The sequence below is a fragment of the Deinococcus metallilatus genome (assembly GCF_004758605.1).
Lineage (GTDB): Bacteria > Deinococcota > Deinococci > Deinococcales > Deinococcaceae > Deinococcus > Deinococcus metallilatus.
This window is the reverse complement of sequence record NZ_CP038512.1, coordinates 2,514,989-2,538,835: the sequence shown is the minus strand read 5'-3', so window position 1 is coordinate 2,538,835 and position 23,847 is coordinate 2,514,989. Positions and strand designations below refer to the sequence as shown.

Here is a 23,847-nt window from a genome sequence, read left to right as displayed (position 1 = left end):
CCACACGCCGGACCCGCCCCCGACGCTATCCTGCCCGCATGAAGCAGAAGCTCCCCACGCTGGTGGCGCAGGCGCGCGGTGGGCGCGTGGTCCGGACGCCTTTCCTCGATGGCGACGACCTCGACCGCCGCCTGCTGCAAGACGACGAGGTGCGCTCCATGCTGGCGGGCGGTTTTCCCGACGCCCGGCGGGTGGTGCTGACCCTGTACCCCGCCCACATCCCCGAGGTGGACAGCGGCGTGACCGTCCTGCGCGTGACCCCTCAGGCGGGCGGCCCCCCCTGGGACGTGCAGGATTTCATGGTGCAGCTCCGCCGCCTGAACCTCCCCGAAGACCAGCTCGGCGACGTGCGCGAGGAGCGCGGCGGTTCCTTCCTGATCGCCGCGACCGGCAAGGCCGCGCCAACTCTCGCGGCCCTGACCGAACTGGGGGGCCGCGAGGTCGAGGTGGAGGAGGTCGGTGAGACGGCCGGTCGCGGCAGCAAGATCCGCGAGGTCGTGGTGCCCTCGATGCGGGTGGACGTGGTCGGCGCGAAGGGCTTCGGCGTCAGCCGCGCCTACTTTCAGCAGGGTATCGACGGCGGCAAGGTGCGCCTCAACGGCCAGCCCGCCCGCGCCAGCAGTGAAATCCGCGAGGGCGACAGCCTCAGCGCCGAGGGGATCGGCCGGATCGACTTCAAGCGCGTGGTGAACGAGACGCGGCGCGGGAATTTCAAGGTGGAACTGGAAGTGCACCGTTGAGGGGCCAGGGGCAGATCACCTCCATCCCGGCACTCCTGCTGACGGTTGACCGCTTCAAGCTGACCGCTTTTCCCCATGATTGACCTCCTTTCCCGCAACCCTGGCCTCACCCCCGATGAACTGACGGCGGGCCTCGCGCCCAGCGCCCGCTTTCAGGATGTGCGGTTCGAGAATTACCGCCCGAACCCCGACTTTCCCAGCCAGGAGGAGGCGCGCGCCAGCCTGCAAGCCTTCCTGAAGGGTGCCCAGGTGCGGCCCGGCGGCTTCCGCCTGTTCCGCCGCAGCAAGCCCGAGGGGCACGGGCTGTACCTCGACGGCGGCTTCGGTGTGGGCAAGACGCACCTGCTCGCCAGCGCGTACCACGCGGCAGAGGGCAAACGCGCGCTGATGAGCTTCCAGGACCTGATGTTCGTCATCGGTGCGCTGGGGATGACCCGCGCGGTCGAAGCCTTCCGGGGCCACGACCTGCTGCTGATCGACGAATTCGAGCTGGACGACCCCGGCAACACCCACATGGCAAACACCTTCCTGGGGCAACTGATGCCGGGCGGGACCAGCGTGATCGCCACCAGCAACACCGAACCTGGCGCGCTGGGGCAGGGGCGCTTCAACGCCTCGGACTTCCAGCGGCAGATTCAGGGCATCGCCGACCGCTTCGAGACGCGCCGGGTGGACGGCCCCGACTACCGCCAGCGTGGCAACATGCCCGCCCAGCCCCTCACCGGGGAAGAGTTCCAGGCGTGGCGGGCGCGGCAGCCGGAGGCGAGGTTGGCGGTCGTCACCCACCGCGACCTGGGCCGCCTCCTGCTGGACGTGCATCCCAGCCGCTTCGCCCGGCTGCTGGCGGGGGTGGAGGCCCTCGGCATCACCGACCTCGCGCCGATGCCCGACCAGAACGTCGCCCTGCGTTTCGTGCATTTCATCGACAAGCTGTATGACCTGGGCCTGCACGCGGCCTTCACGGGTGCGCCGCTGGGACGCCTCTTCGACGAGAGTTACCGTCACGGGGCCTACGCCAAGAAGTACAGCCGTTGCCTCAGCCGCCTCTCCGAATTGCTGCGTGAGGCGCGGGCCGAACTGTAAGAAGCCCGGCGCGCAGGATAAAGGACCTTCCCGCCCCGCCCTCATGTGTCCCCGTGTGCCTGCCCGCTACGGTCAGTGGATGGACAGGGACTTCGTGATGGTGCTTCCCGGCGGGCGCGTCCCCGCGCGGTTCGTGACCCTGGAGGACGGCACGCCGGGGGTCGAGGTGGAAGGCGTGTCGTTCCCACACGTGACCGACGAGGTACCCAACGGCATCGAGGGCAACAGTGACGAGCAGCGCCGCGTGATTGACGGGCTGCGGCAACGGTTCCGCATCACGTCGGAGCCTTCTGTCCTCGCATTCGACGTGGAGGAGCCGGAAACCGGCGAACGGCAATGAAAAAACCGCGTTCTAGACGCGGCTTTTCTGCTAGTGCCGAGAGCGGGACTTGAACCCGCACGCCCAAAGGGCGGCCGATTTTAAGTCGGATGCGTCTACCGATTCCGCCATCCCGGCCCGCAGCCCAGTATAGAAAAAACCCCGCCTTTCGGGGCGGGGCTGCCTTGGTGGAGGTGGGCGGAGTCGAACCGCCGTCCAAGAGTCCTTCCAGCGTGCGTCTACGTGTGTATCCCGCTGTTTGATTGTCGGGTCAGGAATCGCCAGCGGGCGGGCTGCGCCTGACCTTATCTCCATTTGTTTTCGCCTGCGGCTATGGAACCTCGCCGGGGCTAGCCTTCTTTTGGTTCAGTTCGCGCCGCGCCAAAGGCCGGGCTAGGCGGTCACTGTCTCACTTAAGCAGCGAGAGCGTAGTTCTGTTCGCCAGTTAATGGCTTTGCCGTTTGTTTACGAGGCCAACGGCACCTCGACACGCAGCATCACCTTCAGTTCCCCTGTCGAAACCGGGTCACCCCCAGTGAGTCCAGCACTGGATTTCTCCAGCACCAGAAAGTGTAGCAGAAGGCTGCGGGGGAGATATTGAGCCTTTGCACGATGTTTCTTGAGACTTCCGGCGGAAGTGCCGCTACGCTACGCAAGTGTTGCCTGACCTGCTCTCCCGCTTTCCGCCGACCGGGAACCTCGTGTATGACGTGGACACGCTGCTGGCCGCCCACGGGCGGGAACGTATCCGGGAGCATATCCCGCGTGTCGCGCGTGAGGCCCGCAGGCTGGCCGGGCGTTTCGGTGTGAACCCCGACCGGGCGGAGGCCGCCGCCCTGCTGCACGATCTCGGTGGCATCTTTGAGTGGGGCGGGATGGCGGACCTCTGCCTGAGTCTCGGCCTGTCCGTGGAACCGGAAGAACGGCAGGTGCCGATGCTGCTGCACGCCAAACTCAGCGAGGTGCTGGCCCGCGAACTGTACGGCGTCAAGGATGCGGGCGTCTTGCAGGCCGTTCGCTTTCACACGACGTTGCACAGTGCCCCTACCCCGCTGGATGAGGTGGTCTTTCTGGCCGACAAGCTGGAATGGGATCAGGGTGGCGTGCCGCCCTATCACGCGGACCTGACGCGGGCACTGGACGGAGGATTGCAGGCCGCTGCACGCTGGATGCTGGCCTGGATGGCGACCCCGGAAGCCCGGCTGCTGATTCCCCACCCGGACCTGAAGGCGGCGTGGGCGCATTACGGCGTGCCCGCCCCGTGAACGGTCAGCCCTCCCGCCGGAACCACCCGTTCAGATTCCGCCACTGCTTGAGGCCGTAGGCGTACACCGGATGGGTCCAGTGCCCGCCGACCACGCCTTCCCGCAGCGCGGCGATCAACTGCTCGGGCGTCCGAATTAGCCGGAAGGGGGTTTCCACCCACGCCTCGCCAATGTCCTGAAGGGTGTGGGCGTCGCTCCCGGCGCAGACGGGCAGGTTCCGTTCCCGCGCCCATTCGGCGGCCACGCGGTTCCAGTGGTGGCGCGACAGCCGCGAGTTGAAGGTTTCGACGATGTCGATCTGGTCCGCGATGCGCAGGGTCGCCTCGGGCCGCAGGCGGTAACGCTTGAGGGGGTCGAAGCCGTGCTGGAGCATCACCAGGCCGCCCTGCGCCTTGATCTCGCGGGCGGTGTCCTCGGGCGTGAGCCCCGGCGGGATGCGTTCCCTGAGAAAGAGGCCGATCAGTTCGCCCTCCGAGGTGGTGACCTCCTCGCCGGGGATGATGCTGAGGCGGTCGTCCAGTCCCAGGTCGGCCACGAGGCGCGCGAGTTCGGGGCCGCCGCGCTGCTGGTCGTGGTCGGTGACGGCGATGACGCGCGTATTGGTGCGGAGCAGCCAGGCGGGAATGTCGCGCAGGCGGGTCTGGCAGTCGTGGCTGACCTCGGTGTGGGTGTGCAGGTCTATCCGCATCACCTGGACGCCGTCCCGGAACACGAGGTTGTTGGGGAGTGCGGTCACCTTCATCCCTCCTGCTGGCGCGGGACCAGCACGGACAGGGCGCCCGGCCAGACCTCCACCCGGACCACGCCACGGACACCGGGCTGCGCGGGCCGCACCTCGCCGTCCACGTGGAAGGCCTGTCCCACGTAGGGAATCTCGATGCGGCGAACGGGAACATTCTCCACGCTGGACAGTTCCTCGAAGCTGTCCCGCGCCAGGGCCGCCAGGTAGGCGAGCAGCCCCTCGCGGCCCCCCGCGTCCACCCGGATCACGTTGAGCTGGCCGTCGGTGGGGTCGGCGGTCGTGGCAAGCTTCAGCCGGGGGCCGGTCGCCCGGGTGTTCATCACCTCCACCAGCGCGTAGGGCACTTCCGGCTGCGGCTGCCCGTCCAGGGTGAGGGCCAGCGGGAGGGGGTCGAACTTGCCCAGTGTGGAGGTCAACGCGCCCACCGCCCGCAGCGGACTCTTGCCCCCTTCCGGGTCGTACTCGGCCAGCACCTCCGCGAAGGCGCCGCAGCCGCAAGCCTCCAGAAAGAGGTCCTCGCCCCAGGGGGCCCAGACGCGGCCCAGGTCGAGGGGCACGGTCCCGGCCCCCGCGTAGCTGGCGATCACGTCCAGCGGGTCCCCCGCGACCCCCAGCGTCCGCCCGACGTTGTTCGCGGTCCCCATCGGGAGGATGCCCAGGCGCAGGCCTGGCCGCCCCGCGAGGCGCAGGGCCACCGCCCGCACCGTGCCGTCCCCGCCCGCCACGAAGACCGTGCCCCGCGCCTCTTGCAGCGCCGCCGCGAGGTCCGCCTCGTCATCGGTGGCGCGGTACACCGGCCGGTAGCCCTGCTGATACAGCGCCTCCACCAGCCGGTCGGGGCTGGCGCGCCCGCTGCCGCCCGCGTTGCTGTTGAAGATCAGGGTGGCGTCGGTCACGGCTGCGCCGGACAGCGGGGGAGCGGGCTGGGCGTCGAGGGTCATGGGAGAAATGTAACCCTTTCTGGGTTGTGGCGTCTCCCCGACACGGGGGAGATCAGTCGGCGGCCAGCCGTTCCTGCTCCTCGTCCTCGGTGTGGGCGTGCCAGCGGTGCAGGGCGTCTTCCAGATCCGGCATGAGCCAGCCGCGTTCACTCGTGAGGGCGCTGAAGGGGGGCCGCGCGGCGCTCAGGCCCAGCGCGGAGGTGGGCACCGCCTCCACCAGCTCGGCGTCCAGACCCGTCATCCCGGCCACCAGGCGCGCGAACTCCGCCCAGCTCACGGCCCCGGCGTTTGCCAGGTGCCACAGGCCGCCTTCCCCGTCAATCAGCAGGTCCAGCGCGGCGTGCGTGAGGTCGGGGACGGAGGTGGGCGACACCACCTGGTCACAGGCCGCCCGCACCGGTTGCCCGGCCCGCAGCTCCCGCCGCACCCACGCCGCGAAGTTGTGGGGGTCCCAGGGCCCGAAAAAGGCGCTGGTCCGGATGACCAGGGCCTCCGGCAACGCCTCCAGAACGTGCTCCTCGGCCGCCTGTTTGCTGCGCCCGTAGGCGCCCAGGGGGCTGGGGCGGTCCGATTCGACATAGGGCGTGCCCTTGCGCCCGTCGAACACCAGATCGGACGAGAAGGTCAGCAGCCGCACGCCCTGATCGGCGCAGGCGTGGGCCAGCACACGCGGCCCGGTGGCGTTCTCGCGGTCGTTGCGGGGGTCCTGCTCGGCGTCGTCCACGCGCACGTAGCCCGCCGCGTTCACGACGGCCCAGGGGCGGTAGGTCCCCAGCGCCGCCGCCGCCGAGCGGGGATCGGCGATATCGAGGTCCTGGCGGGAGAGGAGGTGGTAGGGCAGGCCCCGCTGCTCACAGGCGCGGGCCAGGGCGCGGCCCAGCGTGCCGGTCGCGCCGGTGATCAGCAGCGGGCGCCCGGCCCGGCCCGCGCCCCGCACCGGCCCAAAGGCGGGAAAGATCAGGCGATCCTCGCGCCGCCACCAGCCCGGCCCGGTGAGAACCGGGTGGCTGGGGGGCTGGCCGGTCCCCAGTTCGCGGGCGAGCCGCGCCAGCGCGGTGGGGCGCGGCTCGGGCGCCCGCACGTCCCACAGGCCGCTCTCGTAATGGCCGCTGCGGCGGGTCAGCAGGCTGTTCCACTCGAAGGCGCCCAGCGCGGCCCAGGCGGTCACGGCCCGCACGTCGGCGCCTTCCTGCCGCACCTGCTCCGCGTCCTGCCAGGCCGCGTGCAGCCAGCGGAGCTGCTCCTCGCGCGTGCAGCCCAGGTGCACCTCGGTGATGGCGAGCGGCCGCCCGTAGCGGGCGTGGGCTTCGCGCAACCGCGCGCCCACCCCGCCGATGCCCTCGCCCCGCACCCGCACCGCCTCCACGTCCGCGTACTGTTCGCGTCCGTTGCTGCCGTGGGTGTGGGGCGGGTAATGATGCAGCCGCTCGTCGAGGAACCGCTCGCTGGTCACGTACACGTTCAGGCCCAGCACATCCGGCGGGCAGGGATGCTCGGCAAACCACAGCACCTCCTGCTCGCTGGCCCCGGCCCAGCGCAGGTGATCCCACATGGAATGCGCCTCGTCCACCCGGCCCAGCAGCAGGTCCAGACTCAGCCAGCGCCGCTCGTTCTCGAAGTCGGCCTGTCCCTTCAGGCGGGGCGTGCTGGAGCTGTGCCCCAGGTCCTCGGTCTGGATCAGCGCCGCCTCCGGGTTCACCCGGCGGATTTCCTCCATCGCCAGCACGGTCGCGCGGAGCTGGTGCATCAGCGCCTTCCAGAAGCTCTTCTCGTCCCGCGCGTGGGGATACCAGTGCCCGTACAGCGCCGAGAAGCGGGCGGTGGTGAGCGGCTCGTTGACCGGCGTGTAGGCGCTGACGTGCGGGTAACGCTCCGCGACCGCTCGGGCATACGCCTTGAGGCCGTCCACGAAGCTGGGGTCAAGCAGATGGGTATGCCGTGGGCCGCCCCCGTGATGCACCAGCCCCAGGATAGGCTTCACCCCATGCTGGGTGAGGCGGGCCAGGCGGGCGTCGGCCCAGCTCCAGTCGGCCCGGTCCAGCCCCTCCGGCGCGGTGCGTTCCCACAGCAGCGGAAAGCGCATCGCTGCCGCGCCCAGCTCGGCCAGGCGATCCAGGTCCTCCGGTCGGCGGTCGAAACCACTCAAGGCCAGTTGGTCAAGGGTTTCATCCCCCACGCGGCTGACCGTCGGCTCGACGCCCACCCACAATTCCAGATTCTCCATTCACACCACCTCCGGTCCCCCGGGGACGGGCGGAAGAAGGGCCGCCTTTCTCCCCGCCTTCCGGCCTCAGGAACCTGAACGCGGCAAGACTGCCAGGAGCAAGGACCATCCCCAAAGTGTCCCTGACCGCTGGCGGTTCAGAAACCTGTTGGGCATTCTCCGGTGACAGGCGGGCCAGGAGGCGTAGAAAAGGCCGTGAAAAACTTAATGTCTTTCTCCTTCTTCTCTCGAAGCGGACCAGGGAACGTGGCCCGGGTTCTCATCTTCGCTCCGGGGCGAACTCCACCAGCAGCGGACGGTGGTCACTTCCGGCGCCTGCCAGCACCCGTGCCCGCGTGGGTGTCAGCTCCCTGGTCATCACGTGGTCGATCCGCAGGAAGAGGCCCGGAAAGGTCCAGCCGGGGCCGCGTCCCGCCAGGTCGAAGGCATCCGGGCCGAAGGCTTGCCGGAGTCGCCGGTAGGCCAGGCCCCGCGGCGGCGTGTTCAGGTCGCCGCCCAGCAGCAGCGGCCCCGGCTCCCGCTCCGCGAGGCCCGCCAGCAGCTTCACCTGCTCGCTCCGCACGTCCCGTGTCTGCCTGACCCTGGCAAAGTCGCCCTTCAGCGCGCTGGACACCAGCACCGTTCCCAGGTGCGCGTTCACCACCCGCACCGCCTGCCCCCGCCAGCGCACCCGCGTTTCCAGAAAGGTCCGTCTGCTTCCCGGCACGGCATAGGTGCGGGCGTCCTCGACCGGCAGACGCGAGAGGGTCAGGACTTCGCCACCGGCCCGGACGATGTAACCGGGCAAGCGCGCCAGCAGTTCCCCCCGGAACCCGGGCCGCACGAAGTTCGTCTCCTGAAGGAGCAGCAGGTCCGCGTCCGCCCTCCGCAGGGCCGCCGCCAGCCGCTCCGGCGTCCCCTGAGTCCCCCGCGCCACGTTGAGCGTCACGACCCGCAGCGTCCCGTCCTGTTGCGGTCGCCAGTGGAGCAGGCCCGCGCCGGAGGCGGCCAGCAGCAGGCCCACCAGCGCCACGGCCGCGCCTCGCCGCCGCCACAGCGTCCACGCCAGCACAAATGGCGCAGGCAGCAGCCACAGCCCGGCGGGCGCGTAGGCGAGGAGCAGCGTCGGCCCCGTTCGCTCCCCGATGCACTCGCCCAGCAGCCAGATCAGCGCGACTATCAGCAGGTACAGCCAGGCGAGGCGCGAACGGAACATGAAAAAAAGCCTCCCACCCGGAAGTGAGAGGCGTCATCGGTCGAAAGAGGGGAATGCTCCGGCCTCAGCGGTACTCCGCCGCCCGCTCCCGCGCCTCTTCCCGCTGCGCGAGTTCCTGCCGCTGCACGCCCGCGACGGCGTCGGCCAGAGCTTCCTTGAGGTCCGCCAGGCCCAGGTTCCTGAGGGCGCTGACCGGAATGCCCCCGGTGCGTTCCACCTCGCGTTCCAGCGTGTCGGGGTCGGCGGCGTCGGCCTTGTTGAGCGCGATGACGGTCGGCAACTCGCGGAAGCCGAGATCGTCCAGAATGCGGTTCACCGCGTCCAGGCGCTGGTCGGCCCCCGGACTCGCCACGTCCACCACATGCAGCAGCACGTCCGCGTCCCCGATTTCCTCCAGCGTGGCGCGGAAAGCCCGCGCGAGGTCCCTGGGCAGGTCGCGGATAAAGCCCACCGTGTCGGTAAAGATGACCGGGCCGATGCCCTCGATGAAACCCTGGCGGCTGGTGGGGCGCAGGGTGGCGAAGAGTTTGTTCTCGGCCAGCACGCGGCGGGGTTCCTCGGCGGCGTGGGTAAAGGCGTTCAGCAGCGTGGACTTGCCCGCGTTGGTGTAGCCGACGATGGAGATGACCGGCACATCGTTGCGTGCGCGGCCCTTGCGGCGTTCCTCGCGGCGCACCGCCACGTCTTCGAGCTGCTTTTCGAGGAAGGAGAGGCGGTCGTTGATGCGGCGGCGATCCAGCTCCAGCTTCGTTTCACCGGGGCCGCGCGTGCCGATGGCGCCGCCCGCCGCACTGCCCGCGCTGCCGCCGATGCGCGACAGGGCCGCGCCCGCGCCGAGCAGCCGGGGCTTCATGTAGCGCAGTTGCGCCAGCTCGACCTGAAGCCGCGATTCCACGCCCTGCGCGTGCAGCGCGAAGATGTCCAGAATGAGTTGGGTGCGGTCCAGCACCTTGAGGCCCGTCGCCGCCTCGATCTCGCGCGCCTGCGCCGGGCCGAGTTCCTGGCCGAAAATCAAGAGGTCGGCGTCCAGGTGGTACGCCCGGCTGGTGAGTTCCTCCAGCTTGCCCGCCCCCACCAGCGTGCCTGGCTTGAGGTTGCGGCGGTAGACCAGTTCCTTGTGGACCACCTCCGCGCCCGCCGTCCGCGCCAGTTCAGCCAACTCCTCCAGCCGCTCCTCGGCGTCGAACTCGCCCTGGTCGATCTGGACGAGAATCGCGCGCTCGCGGTCCTTTTGCGCCTGGCGGGTGCGGGCGGCACGGGCGATTTCTTCCTCCAGCGCCGACACCTGCGCGCCCAGGTCGAAGTCGTCGATCTGGAAGGAGGGCACCGGCGGCAGGATGCGCCAGTCCTCTTCCTCCCCGACGGTGCCGGGCGGCGTGAGGTGCGCGGTGTGGACCAGGCCGGGCTGTCCCTCGTCCCGCACCTCGATGGCGCTGACGGCGTCGAGCCGCTTCAGGAACAGCGTGGAGAGGTCACTCTTGCTCAGGGCCCCGCCGCGCGGGTGGGTGTGCAGCAGGTGGAAGCCCGCCAGACGGTGCTCGCCCAGACGCAGGTCGGGCAGCTCCGCCCCCTTCGCGTCGGCCACCGAGACGCTGATCACGCGGCCCCGGCGGTCGATGAGCACGCTGATCTCCCGGCGGATGTCGTTCGAGAGTTCCGCGAGGTTGCGCGCAAGTTCGGGCGACCCGACCCGACCCGGCTCGATGCGGCGGCGGTACAGGTGGCCGAGGGCTTTCATTTGGGCCGGGCGCAGGCCCGACGTGTTGCCATGCACTTTATCTATGGTGATTCACTTCCTTCTTATGGCTCGTGGCTTGTCGCTGGTAGGGAAAGGCATCCCGGGCCGCCCGGACTTTCTCCGCGCGGCGGTTGGGAGCACGTTCCGGCATCACCCCAGGGTACGGCGGGGGAGCTGCGGAGAAGGTGTGCCTTTACTTGAGGTTCTTCAGCATGGTGGGGTCAGGGTGACATGGAGGCCGGGGCGGGGCATCCGCCGGGTGGCCTATGTCGGTTCGCCCAGCACTTGCCCCAGCGCGTAGCGTGAGCGCGCCACCATTGCGGGGTTGGTGTGCAGGTAGTAGGGAATCTCGGCGGCGGAGATCGACAGTGCCCAGCCTCGTCCCCTGACCCAGGTGGCCTCGTCGCAGGCGACAGCCTCTCGAAAGGCCCGCCGCGCCCCGGCGTCCAGCCAGTTCCAGGCCACCGCCAGCTCACAGGCCGGGTCGCCTGCTCGCAGCGCGCCGAAGTCGATCACGGCGCTCAGGCGCCCGCCTTCGGCCAGCAGGTTGTCCGACTTCAGGTCCCCGTGAATCCAGACGGGCGCACCCGACCAGACTGGCGCCCGCAGCGCCGCCTCCCACGCCTCCGTGAGGGCCGCCTGATCCAGATCGGGGGGCAGGCGGGCGATGTTCTCCCGCGTGAAGTCGTCGCGGCTGAGCAGCGGGGAGCCGCGCTCGCCGGTGTGCGGCCCGGCCAACGGCGCGCCGGTAGGGTCGAGCCGCTGCAACGCCCGGATAAAGCCCGCCAGGTCGCGCGCCGCCCCCGGCAGGTCGTCCAGGTTCTCCCAGAAGGCTGGTTCCCCCGGCAGCCAGCGGTACACGCCCCAGCTCAGCGGGTAGCCCTCCCCCGGCTGGCCCACGGCCAGGGGCGCGGGCACTGCCAGCGGCAGATGTGGAGCCAGCCTCGGCAGCCACGTCAGCTCCTTTTCCCCCTGCCCCGCCTTCCCGATGCGGCGGGGCAGCCGCACCGCCAGGTCGTCGCCCAAGCGGTAGATCGAGTTGTCGCTACCCGCCGAGGCAAAGACGTGCAGCGGCAGCTCGGCCCACTGCGGGAATTGCGCGGCCAGCAGACGGCGCACCAGCGCGGCGTCCGTCTCCACCTCGTCCTCGTGCATCTTCCGAGGCGGCGCGGGATCAGGATGTTCGGGCATCGCTTCCGAGGGTAGGGGAGAAGAAGGCAGGGCCGCATCGGTGAAAGGGCCTACTGGATCGGCAGGTCGGGCCGCTCCAGAAAGCGTCGCCCCCGACCATGAAGTCAGGGGCGGCTTTCTGGCGAAGAGGGTGGGATTCGAACCCACGGTAGCCTTGCGACTACTTCGGTTTTCGAGACCGACCCATTCAACCACTCTGGCACCTCTCCGCGCGTGGCTGCTTCCGGCTCTGGCCGGTTGGGCACCGGGAAATATAGCACAGGGGAGGAGGCGTTGGGGAGGGGTCCAGGTCGCTGCTTCCCGGGCGCCCCGAAAGCGGTCCCGGCTGACTGACCTTTCCCCCCGGGCCGCTGCATTACAGTTGGGCGCGTGACCGTCCCGCCCGCCGCGCCCGATCCTGGCCTGTCACCCAACGGCCCCGCCTCGCCTGCCCCTGCCCCCAGGAAGTCGCTGCGGGCCAACACGCTGATCGTGATGGCGGGCACGCTGGGGTCGCGGCTGTCGGGCATCGTGCGCCAGCAGATCATGAATCTGTTCGGCAACACGCTGCTGGACGCCTTTCTGGTGGCGGTGCGTATCCCCAACCTGCTGCGTGAGCTGCTGGCGGAAGGGGCGCTCGTCAACTCGTTCATTCCGGTATACAAGTCGCTGGACGAGGCGGGGCGCAGGCAGCTCGCCTCGGCCTTCAGCGGAGTGCTGATCGCGGTGAACCTGCTGCTGATGGCGGTGGGCATCCTGGCCGCGCCGTGGATCGTGGACCTGCTGCTGGCGGGCACACCGAACGTGGACCGGGCACTGGCGATCTACATGACGCAACTGGTGATGCCGTTCCTGATGCTGATCAGCCTCGCGTCGGTGGCGATGGGTCTGCTGAATGCCGACGAGCATTTCCGCGAGAGCAGCTTCGCGCCGGTGGCCTTTAACCTCGCCGCCATTGCCGCGCTGCTGCTCCTGCCCGACACCGCCACCTGGCTCGCGTTCGGGTGGCTGGTGGGCGGTGTGGCGCAACTGCTGGTGCAACTGCCCGCCCTGCGGCGCTTTGGCCTGCTGCCCACGCCCGCGCTGATGCGGCACCCGGCGCTGGGGCGGGTGCTGCGGCAGATGGCCCCCTTCACGCTGACGGCGGGGGCGCGGCAGATTCTGAACGTCTACGTCACGCGCCTGCTGAGCAACGGGCAACTGTTTCATCAGGGAACCCAGGCCGGGTACAGCAATGCCGAAGCCCTCTTTACGATGGTGAACGGCCTCTTCGTCGTCTCGCCCGCGCTCGCCCTCTTTCCGCGCTTCTCGCAATATGCCGCCGAGAAGAACTGGACAGAGTTTCGTGCGCTCACTGTGCAGGCCATCCGCACCACCACCTTTCTGGCCGCGCCGATGAGCGCGCTGTTGGTGGCCCTCGCCCCCTACGCCGTCAGCCTCTTCAACCTGCGCCCCGGCTTCGACGTGCCGCGCTTTGAGGCGGGCGCGGGCATCCTGACCGGCTGGGCGCTGGCCCTGGTGCCCTGGGCGGTCGTGACCATCCTGCTGCGGACCTTCTACGCCCGTGAACGCACCCGCGCCGCCGTGCTGGTCAGTGCGGCTGGCTTCGTGCTGGAAGTGATGCTCTACCGCCTGCTGGTGCCCCGGCTGGGGCTGATCGGCTTCGGCCTGAGCACCACCGTGAGCGGCGTCCTGATGTCGGCGGCGCTGATCGGCATGTATCACCTCAAGCTGGGCTTTCCGGTCCGGGCCGTCCTCGCGCACCTGGCCCGCGTCGTGCCGCTGGCGGCGGGGGCAGGCGTCCTGGCGTGGCTGGTTTCGCACCTGATGCCCGCTCCCGGCTTCATCGTGCCCGGGATGATCGGCCTTGCCGTTGCTGGAAGCGTGGGCCTGGGCACGTATCTGGTGGGCGCGCTCGCCCTGCGGATGCCCGAGGTGGCGGGGGTGCTGCGGCGGCTGAGGCGGTAGGGCAAGCGGCGCTTGCCACCCCCCTCTGCTCCGCAGACAAGTCCCAGCCTCTCCCGCAAGGGGGAGGAGCAAAAAGCCTCCTCTACGCCCTCTTTTTCTTATTCGTAGCTCAAAGCCCATAGCTCAGAGCCACTGCTTCAGCCCACTAACGCCTAATCCCTACCCTCTCACCCCCAGCAGCGCATACGCCACCAAAGCCAGCTTCTCCCGCAGCAGATACCGGCGGTCCGGGTGGGGACCGAGGGGGCTGGCGCTGGCGTTCGCGCTGAGGCCCAGGGCGCGGGCGAGGGCCAGGGCGCGGGGGGTGTGGGCCTCGTCGGTGACGAGGGTGATAGGTGTGCCGGGGAGCAGGAGGCGGCGGGCGTTCCGCAGGTTCTCGGCGGTGGTGCGGCTGCGCGTCTCGGCGATCAGGGCCGTGCGGGGAATGCCCCGGCGGGTCAGGTAGGTCACGCCGACCTCGCCCTCGCTGTGGGGGTCACCGGGTCGTCTGCCTCCCGTGACCACGATGGTCCGCACGCCGCCTGCATGGTAGAGCGCGAGGGCGTGGTCCAGGCGGCGCTGGAAGGCGGGGCTGGGGTGTCCGGCGTACTGCGCGGCGCCCAGCACCACCAGCACCGGATGGGGGCGCTCGGCACGCGGCGCGCGGGAAGGGGGCAGCAGCAGGAACCCGAGGAGCAGGGCGGCCAGCGTGAGCAGCGGCAGCAGCGTGACGGTGGAGCCTCGGGCGCGCATGTGGCGCGAGCGTAGCATGAAGAAAAGGGCCCCTCCGCTCATGTGGGGGCCGGGTACGCTGGTAATCAGGCTCCCCTTGACGGCGTGGGGGGCCATGCTACCCTCACGGTCAATTCCCGCCGGGAGTGTCCTTATTTATGTCCAGAACCCTCGTGATCGTCGAGTCGCCCGCCAAGGCCAGAACCATCGAGAAGTACCTCGGGAAGGGGTACGCGGTGGAGTCCTCCATCGGGCACATTCGCGACCTGCCCAGGAGTGCCGCCGACATCCCCGAGAAGTACAAGGGCAAGGCCTGGGCACGCCTCGGCCTGGACATCGAGGACGACTTCCGGCCCCTGTACGTCGTGTCCCCCGAAAAACGCCAGCACGTCGCCCGCCTCCGCAAGCTGGCCGCCGAGGCCGACGAGATCATCCTCGCCACCGACGACGACCGCGAGGGCGAGAGCATCGCCTGGCACCTCTATCAGGAACTGAGGCCCAGGGTGCCGGTCAAGCGGATGGTCTTCCACGAGATCACCCGGGAAGCCATTCAGCAGGCCATCGAACATCCCCGCGCCATCGACACCAATCTGGTAGAGGCGCAGGAGGCCCGCCGCGCCCTGGACCGCCTCTACGGCTACGAGGTCAGCCCGGTGCTGTGGAAGAAGGTGGCCCCGAAGCTCAGCGCGGGCCGCGTGCAGTCGGTGGCGACCCGGATGCTGGTCGAGCGCGAGCGCGAGCGGATGCGTTTCGTGAGTGGGACGTGGTGGGATCTGCTGGTGACGGCGGCGACGGCGGAAGGCGCGACCTTCCCCGCCCGCCTCACCGACGTGGCCGGGCAGCGGCTGGCGACCGGCAAGGACTTCGACCCCCTGACGGGCAAGCTGAAGAAGGGGGCCGAGGTGCGCCTGCTGGACGAGGCGGCGGCGCTTGCCCTGGCGGAAGGTCTGAAAGGACAGCCCCTCACCGTCACCAGCGCCGAGGAAAAGCCTTTCACGCAGCGGCCCTACCCGCCCTTCATCACCTCCACGCTCCAGCAGGAGGGGAGCCGCAAGCTGGGCTTTGCTGCCACCCGCACCATGCGCGCGGCGCAGCGGCTCTACGAGCAGGGGTACATCACCTATATGCGGACCGACTCCACCAACCTCTCGGGTGAGGCGGTGAACGCAGCCCGCACCCAGGTGAAGGCGATGTACGGCGAGGCCTACCTCAGCCCGCAGCCGCGCGTGTACGCGAAAAAGGCCAAGAACGCCCAGGAGGCGCACGAGGCCATCCGTCCCGCCGGGAGCAGCTTCCGCACGCCCGATTCCCTCCGCAGCGAACTCTCCGGCGACGAGTGGCGCCTCTACGACCTGATCTGGAAACGCACGGTGGCCTGCCAGATGGCCGACGCGCGGGGCCGCAGCCTGCGGGTGCGCCTGGCGGGAACGGCGGTGACAGGTGAAGTCGTGGGCCTGAGTGCCTCTGGCCGCACCATCGACTTCCCCGGCTTCCTGCGCGCCTACGTGGAAGGTAGCGACGACCCCACCGCCGCCCTCGAAGATCGCGAGACGCCGTTGCCGCCGCTGAAGGAAGGCCAGCGCGTGACCGCCGAGGGCGTGAAACCCGAAGGCCACGAGACGCAGCCGCCCGCCCGCTACACCGAGGCCAGCCTGGTGCAGGCGCTGGAGGCCGCCGGAATCGGCCGCCCCTCCACCTACGCGAGCATCCTGGGCACCATTCAGGACCGGGGCTACGCGGTCAAGAAGGGGCAGGCGCTCGTGCCCACCTGGACCGCCTTCGCCACCTCGGCGCTGCTCGAACACCACTTCGGGCGGCTGGTGGACTACGACTTCACCGCGAAGATGGAAGAGGACCTGGACGACATCGCGGGTGGGCGGGAACATCGCGTGCCGTACCTGCGCCGCTTCTACCTGGGCGAGGGCGGCGAGGGGATGGCCCTGCGGCCCCTGATCGACTCCAAGATGGGTGAGATCGACGCGCGCGGCATCGCCACCATCGCTGTGCCCAGGCTGGAAGGCAGCGGCATCGAGGTCCGGGTGGGCCGCTACGGCCCGTACATGCAGCGCGGCGAACAAAAGGCCAATCTCCCCGACGACCTCGCGCCGGACGAACTGACCTTTGAGAAGGCCGAGGAGCTGATGAGCCGCCCCACCGGGGACCGCGTGATCGGCACCGACGAGGCCAGCGGGCAGCCCGTGGTGGCCCGCGCCGGACGCTACGGCCCTTACGTCACGCTGGGCGAGGGCAATCCGCCCATCCGCTCCGCCAGCCTGTTTCCCGGCGACGATCTGAACACGATTACGCTGGAGCGGGCGCTGCGCCTGCTGAGCCTCCCGCGCCTGGTGGGGGTGTCGGAGGGCGAGGAAATCTGGGCGCAGAACGGCAAGTTCGGCCCCTACCTGAAGCGCGGGAACGACTCGCGCAGCCTCGCCACGCACGAGCAACTCTTCACAGTGTCGCTGCCGGAGGCCGAGGCGCTCTTCATGCAGCCGCGGTTCCGGGCCAGGGGGACGGCCGCCGCACCCCTGAAGACCTTCGAGTACGAGGGCCGTGCCCCCATCCTGCTGAAGTCGGGCCGCTACGGGCCTTATCTGACCGACGGCGAACGCAATGCGACCCTCCGCAAGGGCGAGGACGAGGCGAACCTGACCGCCGAACGCGCCCTGGAGATTCTGGAAGAACGCGGCAAGGCGCCCCAGAAAAAAGCGGGACAGCAGAAGGCCGGGCAGAAGAAGGCGGCGAAGCCAGCCCGTGCCGGAGCGAAGGCGGGCACGAAGGCCGCCCCCAAAAAGACCGCCACGAAAACCGGCATGGCCCAAAAGGCCGCCGCCCCCCGCAAGGCGGCCACCCCGGCCGCGCCGAAGACGACCGCGAAACCCACCTTCACCTGGGCCGACCTCAAGCCGCACCTGGGCGTCCTGAGCGAGCCGGAACGCGCGCTGGTGACCGCCACCCGCGAGCAGGGCCGCAAGGTGGAGGACGTGGCGCCCGCGCTGGGGCTGGACGTGAAGAAGGCGAAGGGCATGGCGCTTCAGGCCAGCAAGAAACTGAACCAGGCGGCGCGGGGAGCGTAGGAGCGTGCCGAACCGCCCCCGGCTCAATCACCCCGAACCGCCCCGGGCACTCCACCTCGCGCGGCTGGCGGCAGGGACGCCGGGCGAGTGGGTGGCGCTGCCGGGCGGGCTGCTGCGGGTGCTGGCGCTGAAGGGCAAGGCCAGCGGCCCCGCCGTCTCCGGCTGGCTGACCTGCCTGACGGGCGAGGCGCTGCTGGACCTGCCGCACGGCGAGTTCGTGCGCCTGCGCGCGGCCGAGGGCTACCGCGTGACGCCGGAGGTGCCGTGGGAAGCCCTGCCGGTCAAGGCGGATACGGCGCTGCTGCTCGTTCCGGACAGCCCGGGAATGTGAGCTGGGCGTGTGTAGAGAACTGTAAGAGCTGGGTTGTCAGACTCGGGGTGAAGCCTGATGCTGCCCACCGCGTTCCCCACCCCCGATGTTCACGTGGCCCTGCTTGATCTCGCAAGCGGCACCATGTATCCGCTGTCGGGCGACTGGCTGTGGGTGGGCTGGACGCCCGGGCAGCCGGTGCCGCTGGAGAGCTGGCTGCACCTGGCCCAGCCCGAGGACCGGCGCAGCCTGAAACGCGAGCTGGCCCGGGCGGTGCGGGTGGGCGACGCGCAGGTCCGGCGGATGAGCTTTCGCCTGGGGCCTTGCGCCAGCCGGTCCCTCAGCGGGACCGTGCAGGTGGAGGCGGAGTGGCAGGTCGTCCGCCGCACCCCCGCTGGGCAGCCCAGTCACCTGGGCGTGGCGCTGCGGCTGCTTCCGGAGGGGGACGCGCCCCTGCCTGCGCCTGCTCCCTTGACCGTGCGGCCGCCCGGCGCCGGGTTGCCGGGTCTGGCGACCGAAACCGCCACCTTCACCTGGACCCAGGCGGCCTCCAGCCTGCCTGCCCTCCAGGTCAGCCCGGTCCTCGCGAAGTGGCTGGGCACCGCCCCGACCACGCTGCCGGGGCTGCTGGCCCACCTCGACGCGCAGAGTGCCTGTGCGGTCGAGAGCTACCTGCAAGACCCGGATCCTGCGGCCCCACTGGAGCGGCTGGCCGAGCTGCGCGGCGCCGGGCACCCGTCCACCGGGGAACCGGAAATGGTGGTGCGCCCGGTGCTGCTCAGCGTGCAGCCGCCCACCCACCTGGCCGGGGCACGGGTGGCCTTCGGGGTGCTGCGCGACGTGGGGGAGACCCTCCGGCTGCACCAGGCCCTGGCGGACCGCGAGAGGTTGCTAAGCGAGGCGCAGGCCCTCGCGCGGCTGGGGTCCTGGCGCTTTGACCTGCGGCGCGGCACGCTGGTCTGGTCGGAGGGCATCTTTCACCTGCTGGGGTTGTCGGTGGGGCTGCCCGATACCGCGACGTGGCTGGCGCACACCCATCCCGAGGACTGGGGCGCGGTGCAGGCGGCCCTGGTGGGGGACTGGGGCGGGGCGAGGCTGTCCCTGCGACACCGTCTCCTGCGGGCGGACGGCGAGGAGCGCGTCATCGAGGTGCGGGGCCGCGCCGAGTTCGGTCCGGACGGCCAGCCTGCCCTGCTATACGGCACCGCCCAGGACGTGACCGGGCAGGTGCGCGCCGAGGCGCAGGAGCGCGAGGCCCGGCGCCTGCAAGCCGCGCTGCTGGACGCCGCCGCGGCGGTGACCGCCACCCTCGACCGGCACGAGGTGCTGGCCCGCCTGGTGGACAGCGTGGGGCGCATCGTGCCCTTCGATGCCGCCAGCGTCATGCTGCTTGGCCCGGACGGGGACACGCTGCATGTCCTGTTGCGCCAGTACGGGCCGGACGCCCCGGCACAGGCGCGGGCTATGCCGCAGATGAGTGCCCTCAGCGAATTCCCGGGGCTGGCGCCCACTGTGCTGCGCGGCGTGCCCTGCGTGGTGGAAGATGTCAGCACCTCCCCCGCCTGGGTGGACCATCCGCAGCGGCGCTGGGTCCGCAGTATGCTGCTGCACCCCATCCTGCTGGAAGGGAAACTGCTGGGCCTCCTGGTCCTGACGAGCGCCCTGCCCGGCACCTTCACCGCTGAGCGGGCCGAGACGGTGCGGCTCTTTATGGGCTACGTGCGCGCCGCGCTGCACAACAGCCGCCTGTACGAGGCCGCCCGCCGGGAAGCCCGCCGCGCCAGCGTGCTGGCCGATCTGGCGGCGCAGCTCAACCGCCCGCTGGGCCCCGAACAGGTCGCGGAGGTGGTCGCGCAGGGCACCCGCGTGGCGCTGGGACGCGGGTGCGTCAGCATCATCCGGCACGATCCGCAGCGGGGCGAGTGGTACCGGGCGGCGCGGGTGGGCTTCGAGGAGCATCCGGGCGCGGCTTTGCCGGACGTGCGAAACCGTCCTCCGCTGCTTCCCCCGCAGGTCCGCTCCGGCGAGCTGGGGATCGGCACGCGGGCGGTCCTGCTGTCGGAAACCCATCCGGAGGATGTGCCGGTGCTGGCCCGGCTGGGGTACCGCCAGGCGCTCTGCATCAGCATGGGGCGCGACGGGAACTTCCTGGCCGGTCTGTATGTCGGGCTGCTCGATCCGCTGCCCTTCACGCCCGAGGACCAGGAACTCCTGATGGGGATCGCGGAACAGGCCGCGCTGGCCTTTCTGAACGCTGACCTGCGGGCCGAGAACGCCGCGCGGGTGCGCGACCTGACCGTCCTGAACCTCACCGCGCAGCGCTTCGCCCAGCTCCTCGACGAGGCGGCGCTGGCTGACGCGCTGGTGGACGCGGCCACCGAACATTTCGACGCGGCCTGTGCCTGGGTGGCCGCCCTCACCCCGGAAGGCCGCCTGCTTCCCCTGTCCACGCGGCCCCAGCCGCTGCCCGACCTCGGCCCGGAGTGGCCCGGCCCCCACCCCACGCTGGCCGCCCTGTCGCTGGACGGCCCGGCGGTGCTGCACCCGGACAGCCACCGGGAGTGGTGGGCCGACGCGCAGGCCCAGGACATCCGGAGTGCCGCCGTGATTCCCGTGCCACTGCCGAACCGGGAAGTGCACGACCGGCCCAACCTGCTGCTGCTGCTCAGCCGGGTGCCGGGCGTGTACACCCCGCAGCGGCTGCACGTGCTGTCCACCCTCGTGCACCACTTCGGCACCGCGCTGCACAATGCCCGGCTCTTTCAGGACACCCGCCAGCGCCTCGCCCGCCTCGAAGCCCTGCACGACCTCGACACGGTGATCAGCACCGCGCCCGACCTCGGTCAGGTGATGGACCGTGTCGCGGCCATCGCCGCCGCGCAGCCGGGAGTGAGCGCCGTCACCGTCGGCCTGTGCGGGCCCCAGCCCTCCGAGCTGGAGTACGTCGCCACGCGGGGTCTGGACGGTCCCCTTTCCGCTGCCCCGGATGGCGGCGGCGAGGGGCCAGCGGCGCAGGTGGTGCGGGAAGGTCATCCGCTGCGAATCGCGGACGTGCAGACCTCTACCCTGACGGGGCCGGGGACGTGGCCGCGCCGGATGGGGGCGGCGGGCTACCAGGCGTTGCCGCTCAGCGCGAAGGGGGAGGTGCTGGGTGTGCTGGAGTACGCCTGGCAGGGGGAAGAACCCGACCCGCAGACCCACGTGTTCCTGCGGGTCCTGGCGGACCAGGCCGCCATCGCCAGCGAGAGTGCCCGGCTGTACCGCGATCTGCAACGCCAGAGTGCCTTTCTCGCCCGCGCCTACGACGAGACGCTGGAGGGCTGGTCCCGGGCGCTCGACCTGCGCGACAAGGAAACCGAGGGCCACACCCGCCGCGTCACCGACCTGACCGTGCAGTTGGCCCAGGCGTTCGGCCTGCCCCCCGAGGACATGCTCCACCTCCGGCGCGGGGCGCTGCTGCACGATATCGGCAAGATGGGGATTCCCGACGCCATCCTGCACAAGCCCGGTCCGCTCGACGCGCAGGAGTGGGCGGTGATGAAGCGTCACCCGCAGCTCGCCCTGGAACTGCTGTCGCCCATCCAGTTCCTGCGCCCCGCCCTGGACATCCCCCACGGGCACCACGAGAAATGGGACGGCAGCGGCTACCCCCGGGGGCTGCGCGGCGAGGCCATTCCCCTGCCCGCCCGGCTCTTCGCCGTGGTGGACGTGTGGGACGCCCTGACCAACGACCGCCCCTACCGTCCCGCCTGGACCCCGGCAAGGGCGCTGGCCCATATCCGCGCCGAGAGCGGCACCCACTTCGATCCCCGGGTCGTGGAGGCCTTCACGGCGCTGATTCTGGAACGCTGGCCGGAACTGGCGGAGGAGGAGGAGGAGTGAGGGGCAGCGTTCAGCTTAGGACTTCCGCGATTGGGAAGAAGAAAGCGTGTGGGACGCTGTTTTTTCTCCTCCCCCTTGAGGGGGGACTGGTACAGCTCGCACCGCGAGAGGCTGGGACTTGCAAAGCTGCGAAGCAGAGGGGGTGAACGGGCAGAACGTCCCAGCACCACGTTTTCTCAACTCCCTCGCCCTTCCCCGCCATAGGGGCGCGTCAGTCCTGAGTGACGCCCCCAAGCGCCCTCGCGGGACGCCTGCCGCCCCTCTCTGGTGCTAGCCTGCACCCATGACTGCGCCTATGCACGCTGCGGGTGCCGAACTGCTTCAGAAGGCCGCGTCCGGCGAGCGCCTGAGCGCCCCCGAGATCGAGGCGCTGTATCACTTGCCGCTGCCCGATGTGGCGGCGGTCGCGCACGAACTGCGCCTCGCGCGCACCCACCCGGACGTGGTGACCTTCCTGATCGACCGCAACATCAACTACACCAACATCTGCAACGTGGGCTGCAACTTCTGTGCCTTTTACCGCACGCGCAGGCAGGCGGACAGCTACACGCTCGATTACGACCAGATCAGCGCCAAGATCACCGAGCTGGAGGAGGTGGGAGGCACCCGCATCCTGATGCAGGGCGGCGTGAATGCCGAATTGCCCCTGGACTACTACACGGGCCTCCTACGGCATATCAAGGCGCAGCACCCAAGCATCAAGATCGATGCCTTCTCGCCCGAAGAAGTGCTGTTCATGGAAAGGGCGTTCGGCCTGAGCCTGGACGAGTTGCTCGACACACTGATCGCGGCGGGCCTAGACGGTCTGCCGGGCGCGGGCGGTGAGATTCTGGAAGACGAGGTGCGGAAGAAGGCCGCCCCTGCCCGCATCCGCAGCGAGGACTGGTTCCGCATCATCGACGCGGCGCAGCGGAAGGGCCTCTACACGATCTCGACGATGGTGATCGGCTTTGGCGAGAGCTACGCGCAGCGCACCCGCCACCTCCTGCAAATCCGCGAGCAGCAGGACCGGGCGAACGCGCTGTACGGCGGCAACGGCTTTTCCGGCTTCGCGATGTGGACCCTCCAGACCGAACACACCCGCCTGCATGGCAGGGCGCCCGGCGCCACCGCCCACGAGTACCTCCAGCAACTCGCCATCGCCCGCATCGCGCTGGACAACGTGCCGAACATCCAGGCGTCGTGGCCGGGGCAGGGGTTCAAGGTGGCGCAGGCCTCGCTCTACTACGGCGCGAACGACCTCGGCTCCACCATGATGGAGGAGAACGTGGTCAGCGCGGCGGGCGGGCACGGGCGGCACAAGGCGACGGTGCGTGAACTGATCCGCATTGCTGTGGACGCCGGATTCACGCCCGCCATCCGCAACAGCCGCTTTAGAATCATTGAGTGGCCCGATGTGGGGGCATATCTGGACCGCGCCGCCACGAACCCGGAAGCGGAACGGGCGGTGGGGGCGGCGGGGTAAAAGATCAGGGGCCGGAGCGTTCTGCCCCAGCCCTTTTATTGGCGTTGTGGTTACGCCGCGCCGTCCAGTTGCGTCTGCCGTTCCAGATCGTTGAGCGCCTGCTCGTACAGCGTCTGCGGCAGTCCGGGCACCACCGCGAGGAAGGTCGCGGCGTCTTCCAGCGTGGCGTGCGTGCTCTCGAACTGCCAGCCCGGTCCCTCCGCCACCAGCCGCACGTGCCCGCCCCGGATCAGGAACCGGACGCGGCCCTCTCCGGTTCGGGTGTCGCTGAAGTGACGCGTCACGTTCATGTTTTCAGGATAGGTGCCCGGAGTGAGGGGCGCATCCACCGAAATGATGAGGCCTTGAGCTTCCGGCGGGGAGAACCGGGTAGGCTGCCAGGGTGCCGCCTGCCGTGACCGTCCAGCCCGTGAGCGCCGCCACCCGCGCCGCCGTCCTCGCCCTGCGCGTCCACCCGGAACAGGTCCGCTTTTCCGGCGAGATGCCCGGGCTGCTCCAGGCGGCCGAGGCCGACCCCCGCAGCGTGCCCATGCTGGTGCAGGCGGGGGAAGAGGTGGTGGGCGCCTTCCGCCTGGACTTCACGCCGGGCGCGGTGGCCAGACGCGACTTTGGGGCGCCCAGTGTGGGCCTGCGCGCCTTCTTTATCGACCGGGAACGGCAGGGCGGGGGTCTGGGCACCGGGGCACTGCACGCCCTGGCGAACTGGCTCCGCCACCACCACCCCGAAATTCGCCTGCTGGCCCTCAGCGTCAACCAGCGCAATCCCGCCGCCCGCCGCGCCTACGAAAAGGCGGGATTCCGCGTGGACGGTGAGCCTTACCTGGGGGGGCGTGCCGGGCCGCAGGACGTGCTGGTGCTGGACCTGGCCTGAGCTGCTTTTAGCCCAGGCTCGGCACCTTGCCGCCGACGTAGCCGTGTTCGCGCGGGGCGGCCTTCTTCTCGGGCGAGAACTCCTCCAGCATGGGGCCGGACTCGCCTTGCGCGTTCGTGAAGGTACAGGGTGCTATGGGGCGGGTG

Annotated in this window: 18 protein-coding genes, 2 tRNA genes and 1 other RNA gene; 10 read left to right on the top strand and 11 right to left on the bottom strand. The window is 70.1% G+C overall.

The features are described from left to right. Positions 1-38 precede the first annotated feature (38 nt). The 3 genes from E5F05_RS18315 (at position 39) to E5F05_RS18305 (ending at position 2,163) form a co-directional block, all read left to right on the top strand. A complete protein-coding gene (locus E5F05_RS18315; protein ID WP_129120073.1) occupies positions 39-740 on the top strand; it encodes a S4 domain-containing protein in 702 nt (233 codons plus the stop codon). A gap of 75 nt (positions 741-815) precedes the next feature. Beyond that, complete coding sequence (gene zapE / locus E5F05_RS18310; RefSeq protein ID WP_129120072.1) at positions 816-1,823, top strand: cell division protein ZapE; 1,008 nt, start codon at positions 816-818, stop codon at positions 1,821-1,823. A 79-nt stretch (positions 1,824-1,902) separates the two neighbouring features. Continuing rightward, positions 1,903-2,163: a hypothetical protein gene (locus E5F05_RS18305; RefSeq protein ID WP_129120071.1), complete on the top strand. Its 261-nt coding sequence runs from the start codon at positions 1,903-1,905 to the stop codon at positions 2,161-2,163. Between the two features lie 34 nt (positions 2,164-2,197). On the opposite strand, the gene E5F05_RS18300 is transcribed toward E5F05_RS18305, so the two are convergent. Next, positions 2,198-2,280: transfer RNA gene (locus E5F05_RS18300), tRNA-Leu, on the bottom strand. A 48-nt stretch (positions 2,281-2,328) separates the two neighbouring features. Beyond that, positions 2,329-2,676: a transfer-messenger RNA gene (ssrA, locus tag E5F05_RS18295) on the bottom strand. 122 nt (positions 2,677-2,798) lie between these two features. Here ssrA and yqeK point away from each other — a divergent pair. Further along, a complete protein-coding gene (gene yqeK / locus E5F05_RS18290) occupies positions 2,799-3,407 on the top strand; it encodes a bis(5'-nucleosyl)-tetraphosphatase (symmetrical) YqeK (protein ID WP_129120070.1) in 609 nt (202 codons plus the stop codon). Positions 3,408-3,411: 4 nt separating this feature from the next. Here yqeK and E5F05_RS18285 read toward each other — a convergent pair whose 3' ends face one another. The 7 genes from E5F05_RS18285 to E5F05_RS18255 all read right to left on the bottom strand — a co-directional run bounded on the left by E5F05_RS18285 (position 3,412) and on the right by E5F05_RS18255 (position 11,647). Further along, on the bottom strand, positions 3,412-4,149 hold the full coding sequence (locus E5F05_RS18285) for a PHP-associated domain-containing protein (RefSeq protein WP_129120069.1): 738 nt from the start codon (positions 4,147-4,149) through the stop codon (positions 3,412-3,414). Continuing rightward, the gene (locus tag E5F05_RS18280) at positions 4,146-5,090 is read right to left on the bottom strand and encodes a diacylglycerol/lipid kinase family protein (protein WP_129120068.1); all 945 of its coding nucleotides are present in this window, start codon (positions 5,088-5,090) and stop codon (positions 4,146-4,148) included. The genes E5F05_RS18285 and E5F05_RS18280 overlap by 4 nt, the downstream gene beginning before the upstream one ends. Before the next feature lie 52 nt (positions 5,091-5,142). Then, on the bottom strand, positions 5,143-7,314 hold the full coding sequence (locus E5F05_RS18275; RefSeq protein ID WP_129120067.1) for a family 1 glycosylhydrolase: 2,172 nt from the start codon (positions 7,312-7,314) through the stop codon (positions 5,143-5,145). A gap of 259 nt (positions 7,315-7,573) precedes the next feature. Continuing rightward, on the bottom strand, positions 7,574-8,509 hold the full coding sequence (locus E5F05_RS18270; RefSeq protein WP_129120066.1) for an endonuclease/exonuclease/phosphatase family protein: 936 nt from the start codon (positions 8,507-8,509) through the stop codon (positions 7,574-7,576). Positions 8,510-8,573: 64 nt separating this feature from the next. Continuing rightward, positions 8,574-10,283: a GTPase HflX gene (gene hflX / locus E5F05_RS18265; protein ID WP_171029514.1), complete on the bottom strand. Its 1,710-nt coding sequence runs from the start codon at positions 10,281-10,283 to the stop codon at positions 8,574-8,576. A gap of 228 nt (positions 10,284-10,511) precedes the next feature. After that, a complete protein-coding gene (locus tag E5F05_RS18260) occupies positions 10,512-11,438 on the bottom strand; it encodes an aminoglycoside phosphotransferase family protein (RefSeq protein WP_206733034.1) in 927 nt (308 codons plus the stop codon). Between the two features lie 119 nt (positions 11,439-11,557). Further along, a tRNA-Ser gene (locus E5F05_RS18255) sits at positions 11,558-11,647 on the bottom strand. 265 nt (positions 11,648-11,912) lie between these two features. Here E5F05_RS18255 and murJ point away from each other — a divergent pair. After that, positions 11,913-13,385, top strand: coding sequence for a murein biosynthesis integral membrane protein MurJ (gene murJ / locus E5F05_RS18250; protein ID WP_241687232.1), 1,473 nt, complete (start codon positions 11,913-11,915; stop codon positions 13,383-13,385). Positions 13,386-13,544: 159 nt separating this feature from the next. Here murJ and E5F05_RS18245 read toward each other — a convergent pair whose 3' ends face one another. After that, positions 13,545-14,117 carry a YdcF family protein gene (locus tag E5F05_RS18245; protein ID WP_129120064.1) on the bottom strand — a complete coding sequence of 191 codons (573 nt, stop codon included), beginning with the start codon at positions 14,115-14,117 and terminating at the stop codon, positions 13,545-13,547. Between the two features lie 137 nt (positions 14,118-14,254). On the opposite strand from E5F05_RS18245, the gene topA reads away from it, so the two are divergent. From topA to mqnC, 4 genes are all read left to right on the top strand, one after another. After that, positions 14,255-17,173 (top strand): type I DNA topoisomerase, encoded by a 2,919-nt coding sequence (topA, locus tag E5F05_RS18240; protein WP_129120063.1) that lies wholly within the window; start codon positions 14,255-14,257, stop codon positions 17,171-17,173. A gap of 4 nt (positions 17,174-17,177) precedes the next feature. Continuing rightward, a complete protein-coding gene (locus E5F05_RS18235) occupies positions 17,178-17,504 on the top strand; it encodes a hypothetical protein (protein ID WP_129120062.1) in 327 nt (108 codons plus the stop codon). 57 nt (positions 17,505-17,561) lie between these two features. Then, positions 17,562-21,365 (top strand): HD domain-containing phosphohydrolase, encoded by a 3,804-nt coding sequence (locus E5F05_RS21960; protein ID WP_129120061.1) that lies wholly within the window; start codon positions 17,562-17,564, stop codon positions 21,363-21,365. A gap of 283 nt (positions 21,366-21,648) precedes the next feature. Then, on the top strand, positions 21,649-22,830 hold the full coding sequence (gene mqnC / locus E5F05_RS18225; RefSeq protein ID WP_129120060.1) for a cyclic dehypoxanthinyl futalosine synthase: 1,182 nt from the start codon (positions 21,649-21,651) through the stop codon (positions 22,828-22,830). A 50-nt stretch (positions 22,831-22,880) separates the two neighbouring features. On the opposite strand, the gene E5F05_RS18220 is transcribed toward mqnC, so the two are convergent. Next, positions 22,881-23,120, bottom strand: a complete 240-nt coding sequence (locus E5F05_RS18220) for a hypothetical protein (RefSeq protein ID WP_129120059.1) — start codon at positions 23,118-23,120, stop codon at positions 22,881-22,883. Between the two features lie 92 nt (positions 23,121-23,212). Between E5F05_RS18220 and E5F05_RS18215 the strand changes: the two genes are divergently transcribed. Continuing rightward, a complete protein-coding gene (locus E5F05_RS18215; protein ID WP_129120058.1) occupies positions 23,213-23,701 on the top strand; it encodes a GNAT family N-acetyltransferase in 489 nt (162 codons plus the stop codon). The last annotated feature ends 146 nt before the right edge of the window (positions 23,702-23,847 follow it).

Bases quoted from the DNA above. Each gene is read 5' to 3' on its own strand.
- E5F05_RS18315 (WP_129120073.1), top strand. From the start codon at position 39: ATGAAGCAGAAGCTCCCCACGCTGGTGGCGCAGGCGCGCGGTGGGCGC.
- zapE (WP_129120072.1), top strand. From the start codon at position 816: ATGATTGACCTCCTTTCCCGCAACCCTGGCCTCACCCCCGATGAACTG.
- E5F05_RS18305 (WP_129120071.1), top strand. From the start codon at position 1,903: ATGGACAGGGACTTCGTGATGGTGCTTCCCGGCGGGCGCGTCCCCGCG.
- E5F05_RS18285 (WP_129120069.1), bottom strand. From the start codon at position 4,149: ATGAAGGTGACCGCACTCCCCAACAACCTCGTGTTCCGGGACGGCGTC.
- E5F05_RS18280 (WP_129120068.1), bottom strand. From the start codon at position 5,090: ATGACCCTCGACGCCCAGCCCGCTCCCCCGCTGTCCGGCGCAGCCGTG.
- E5F05_RS18275 (WP_129120067.1), bottom strand. From the start codon at position 7,314: ATGGAGAATCTGGAATTGTGGGTGGGCGTCGAGCCGACGGTCAGCCGC.
- E5F05_RS18270 (WP_129120066.1), bottom strand. From the start codon at position 8,509: ATGTTCCGTTCGCGCCTCGCCTGGCTGTACCTGCTGATAGTCGCGCTG.
- E5F05_RS18260 (WP_206733034.1), bottom strand. From the start codon at position 11,438: ATGCCCGAACATCCTGATCCCGCGCCGCCTCGGAAGATGCACGAGGAC.
- murJ (WP_241687232.1), top strand. From the start codon at position 11,913: ATGGCGGGCACGCTGGGGTCGCGGCTGTCGGGCATCGTGCGCCAGCAG.
- E5F05_RS18245 (WP_129120064.1), bottom strand. From the start codon at position 14,117: ATGCGCGCCCGAGGCTCCACCGTCACGCTGCTGCCGCTGCTCACGCTG.
- topA (WP_129120063.1), top strand. From the start codon at position 14,255: ATGTCCAGAACCCTCGTGATCGTCGAGTCGCCCGCCAAGGCCAGAACC.
- E5F05_RS21960 (WP_129120061.1), top strand. From the start codon at position 17,562: ATGCTGCCCACCGCGTTCCCCACCCCCGATGTTCACGTGGCCCTGCTT.
- mqnC (WP_129120060.1), top strand. From the start codon at position 21,649: ATGACTGCGCCTATGCACGCTGCGGGTGCCGAACTGCTTCAGAAGGCC.
- E5F05_RS18220 (WP_129120059.1), bottom strand. From the start codon at position 23,120: ATGAACGTGACGCGTCACTTCAGCGACACCCGAACCGGAGAGGGCCGC.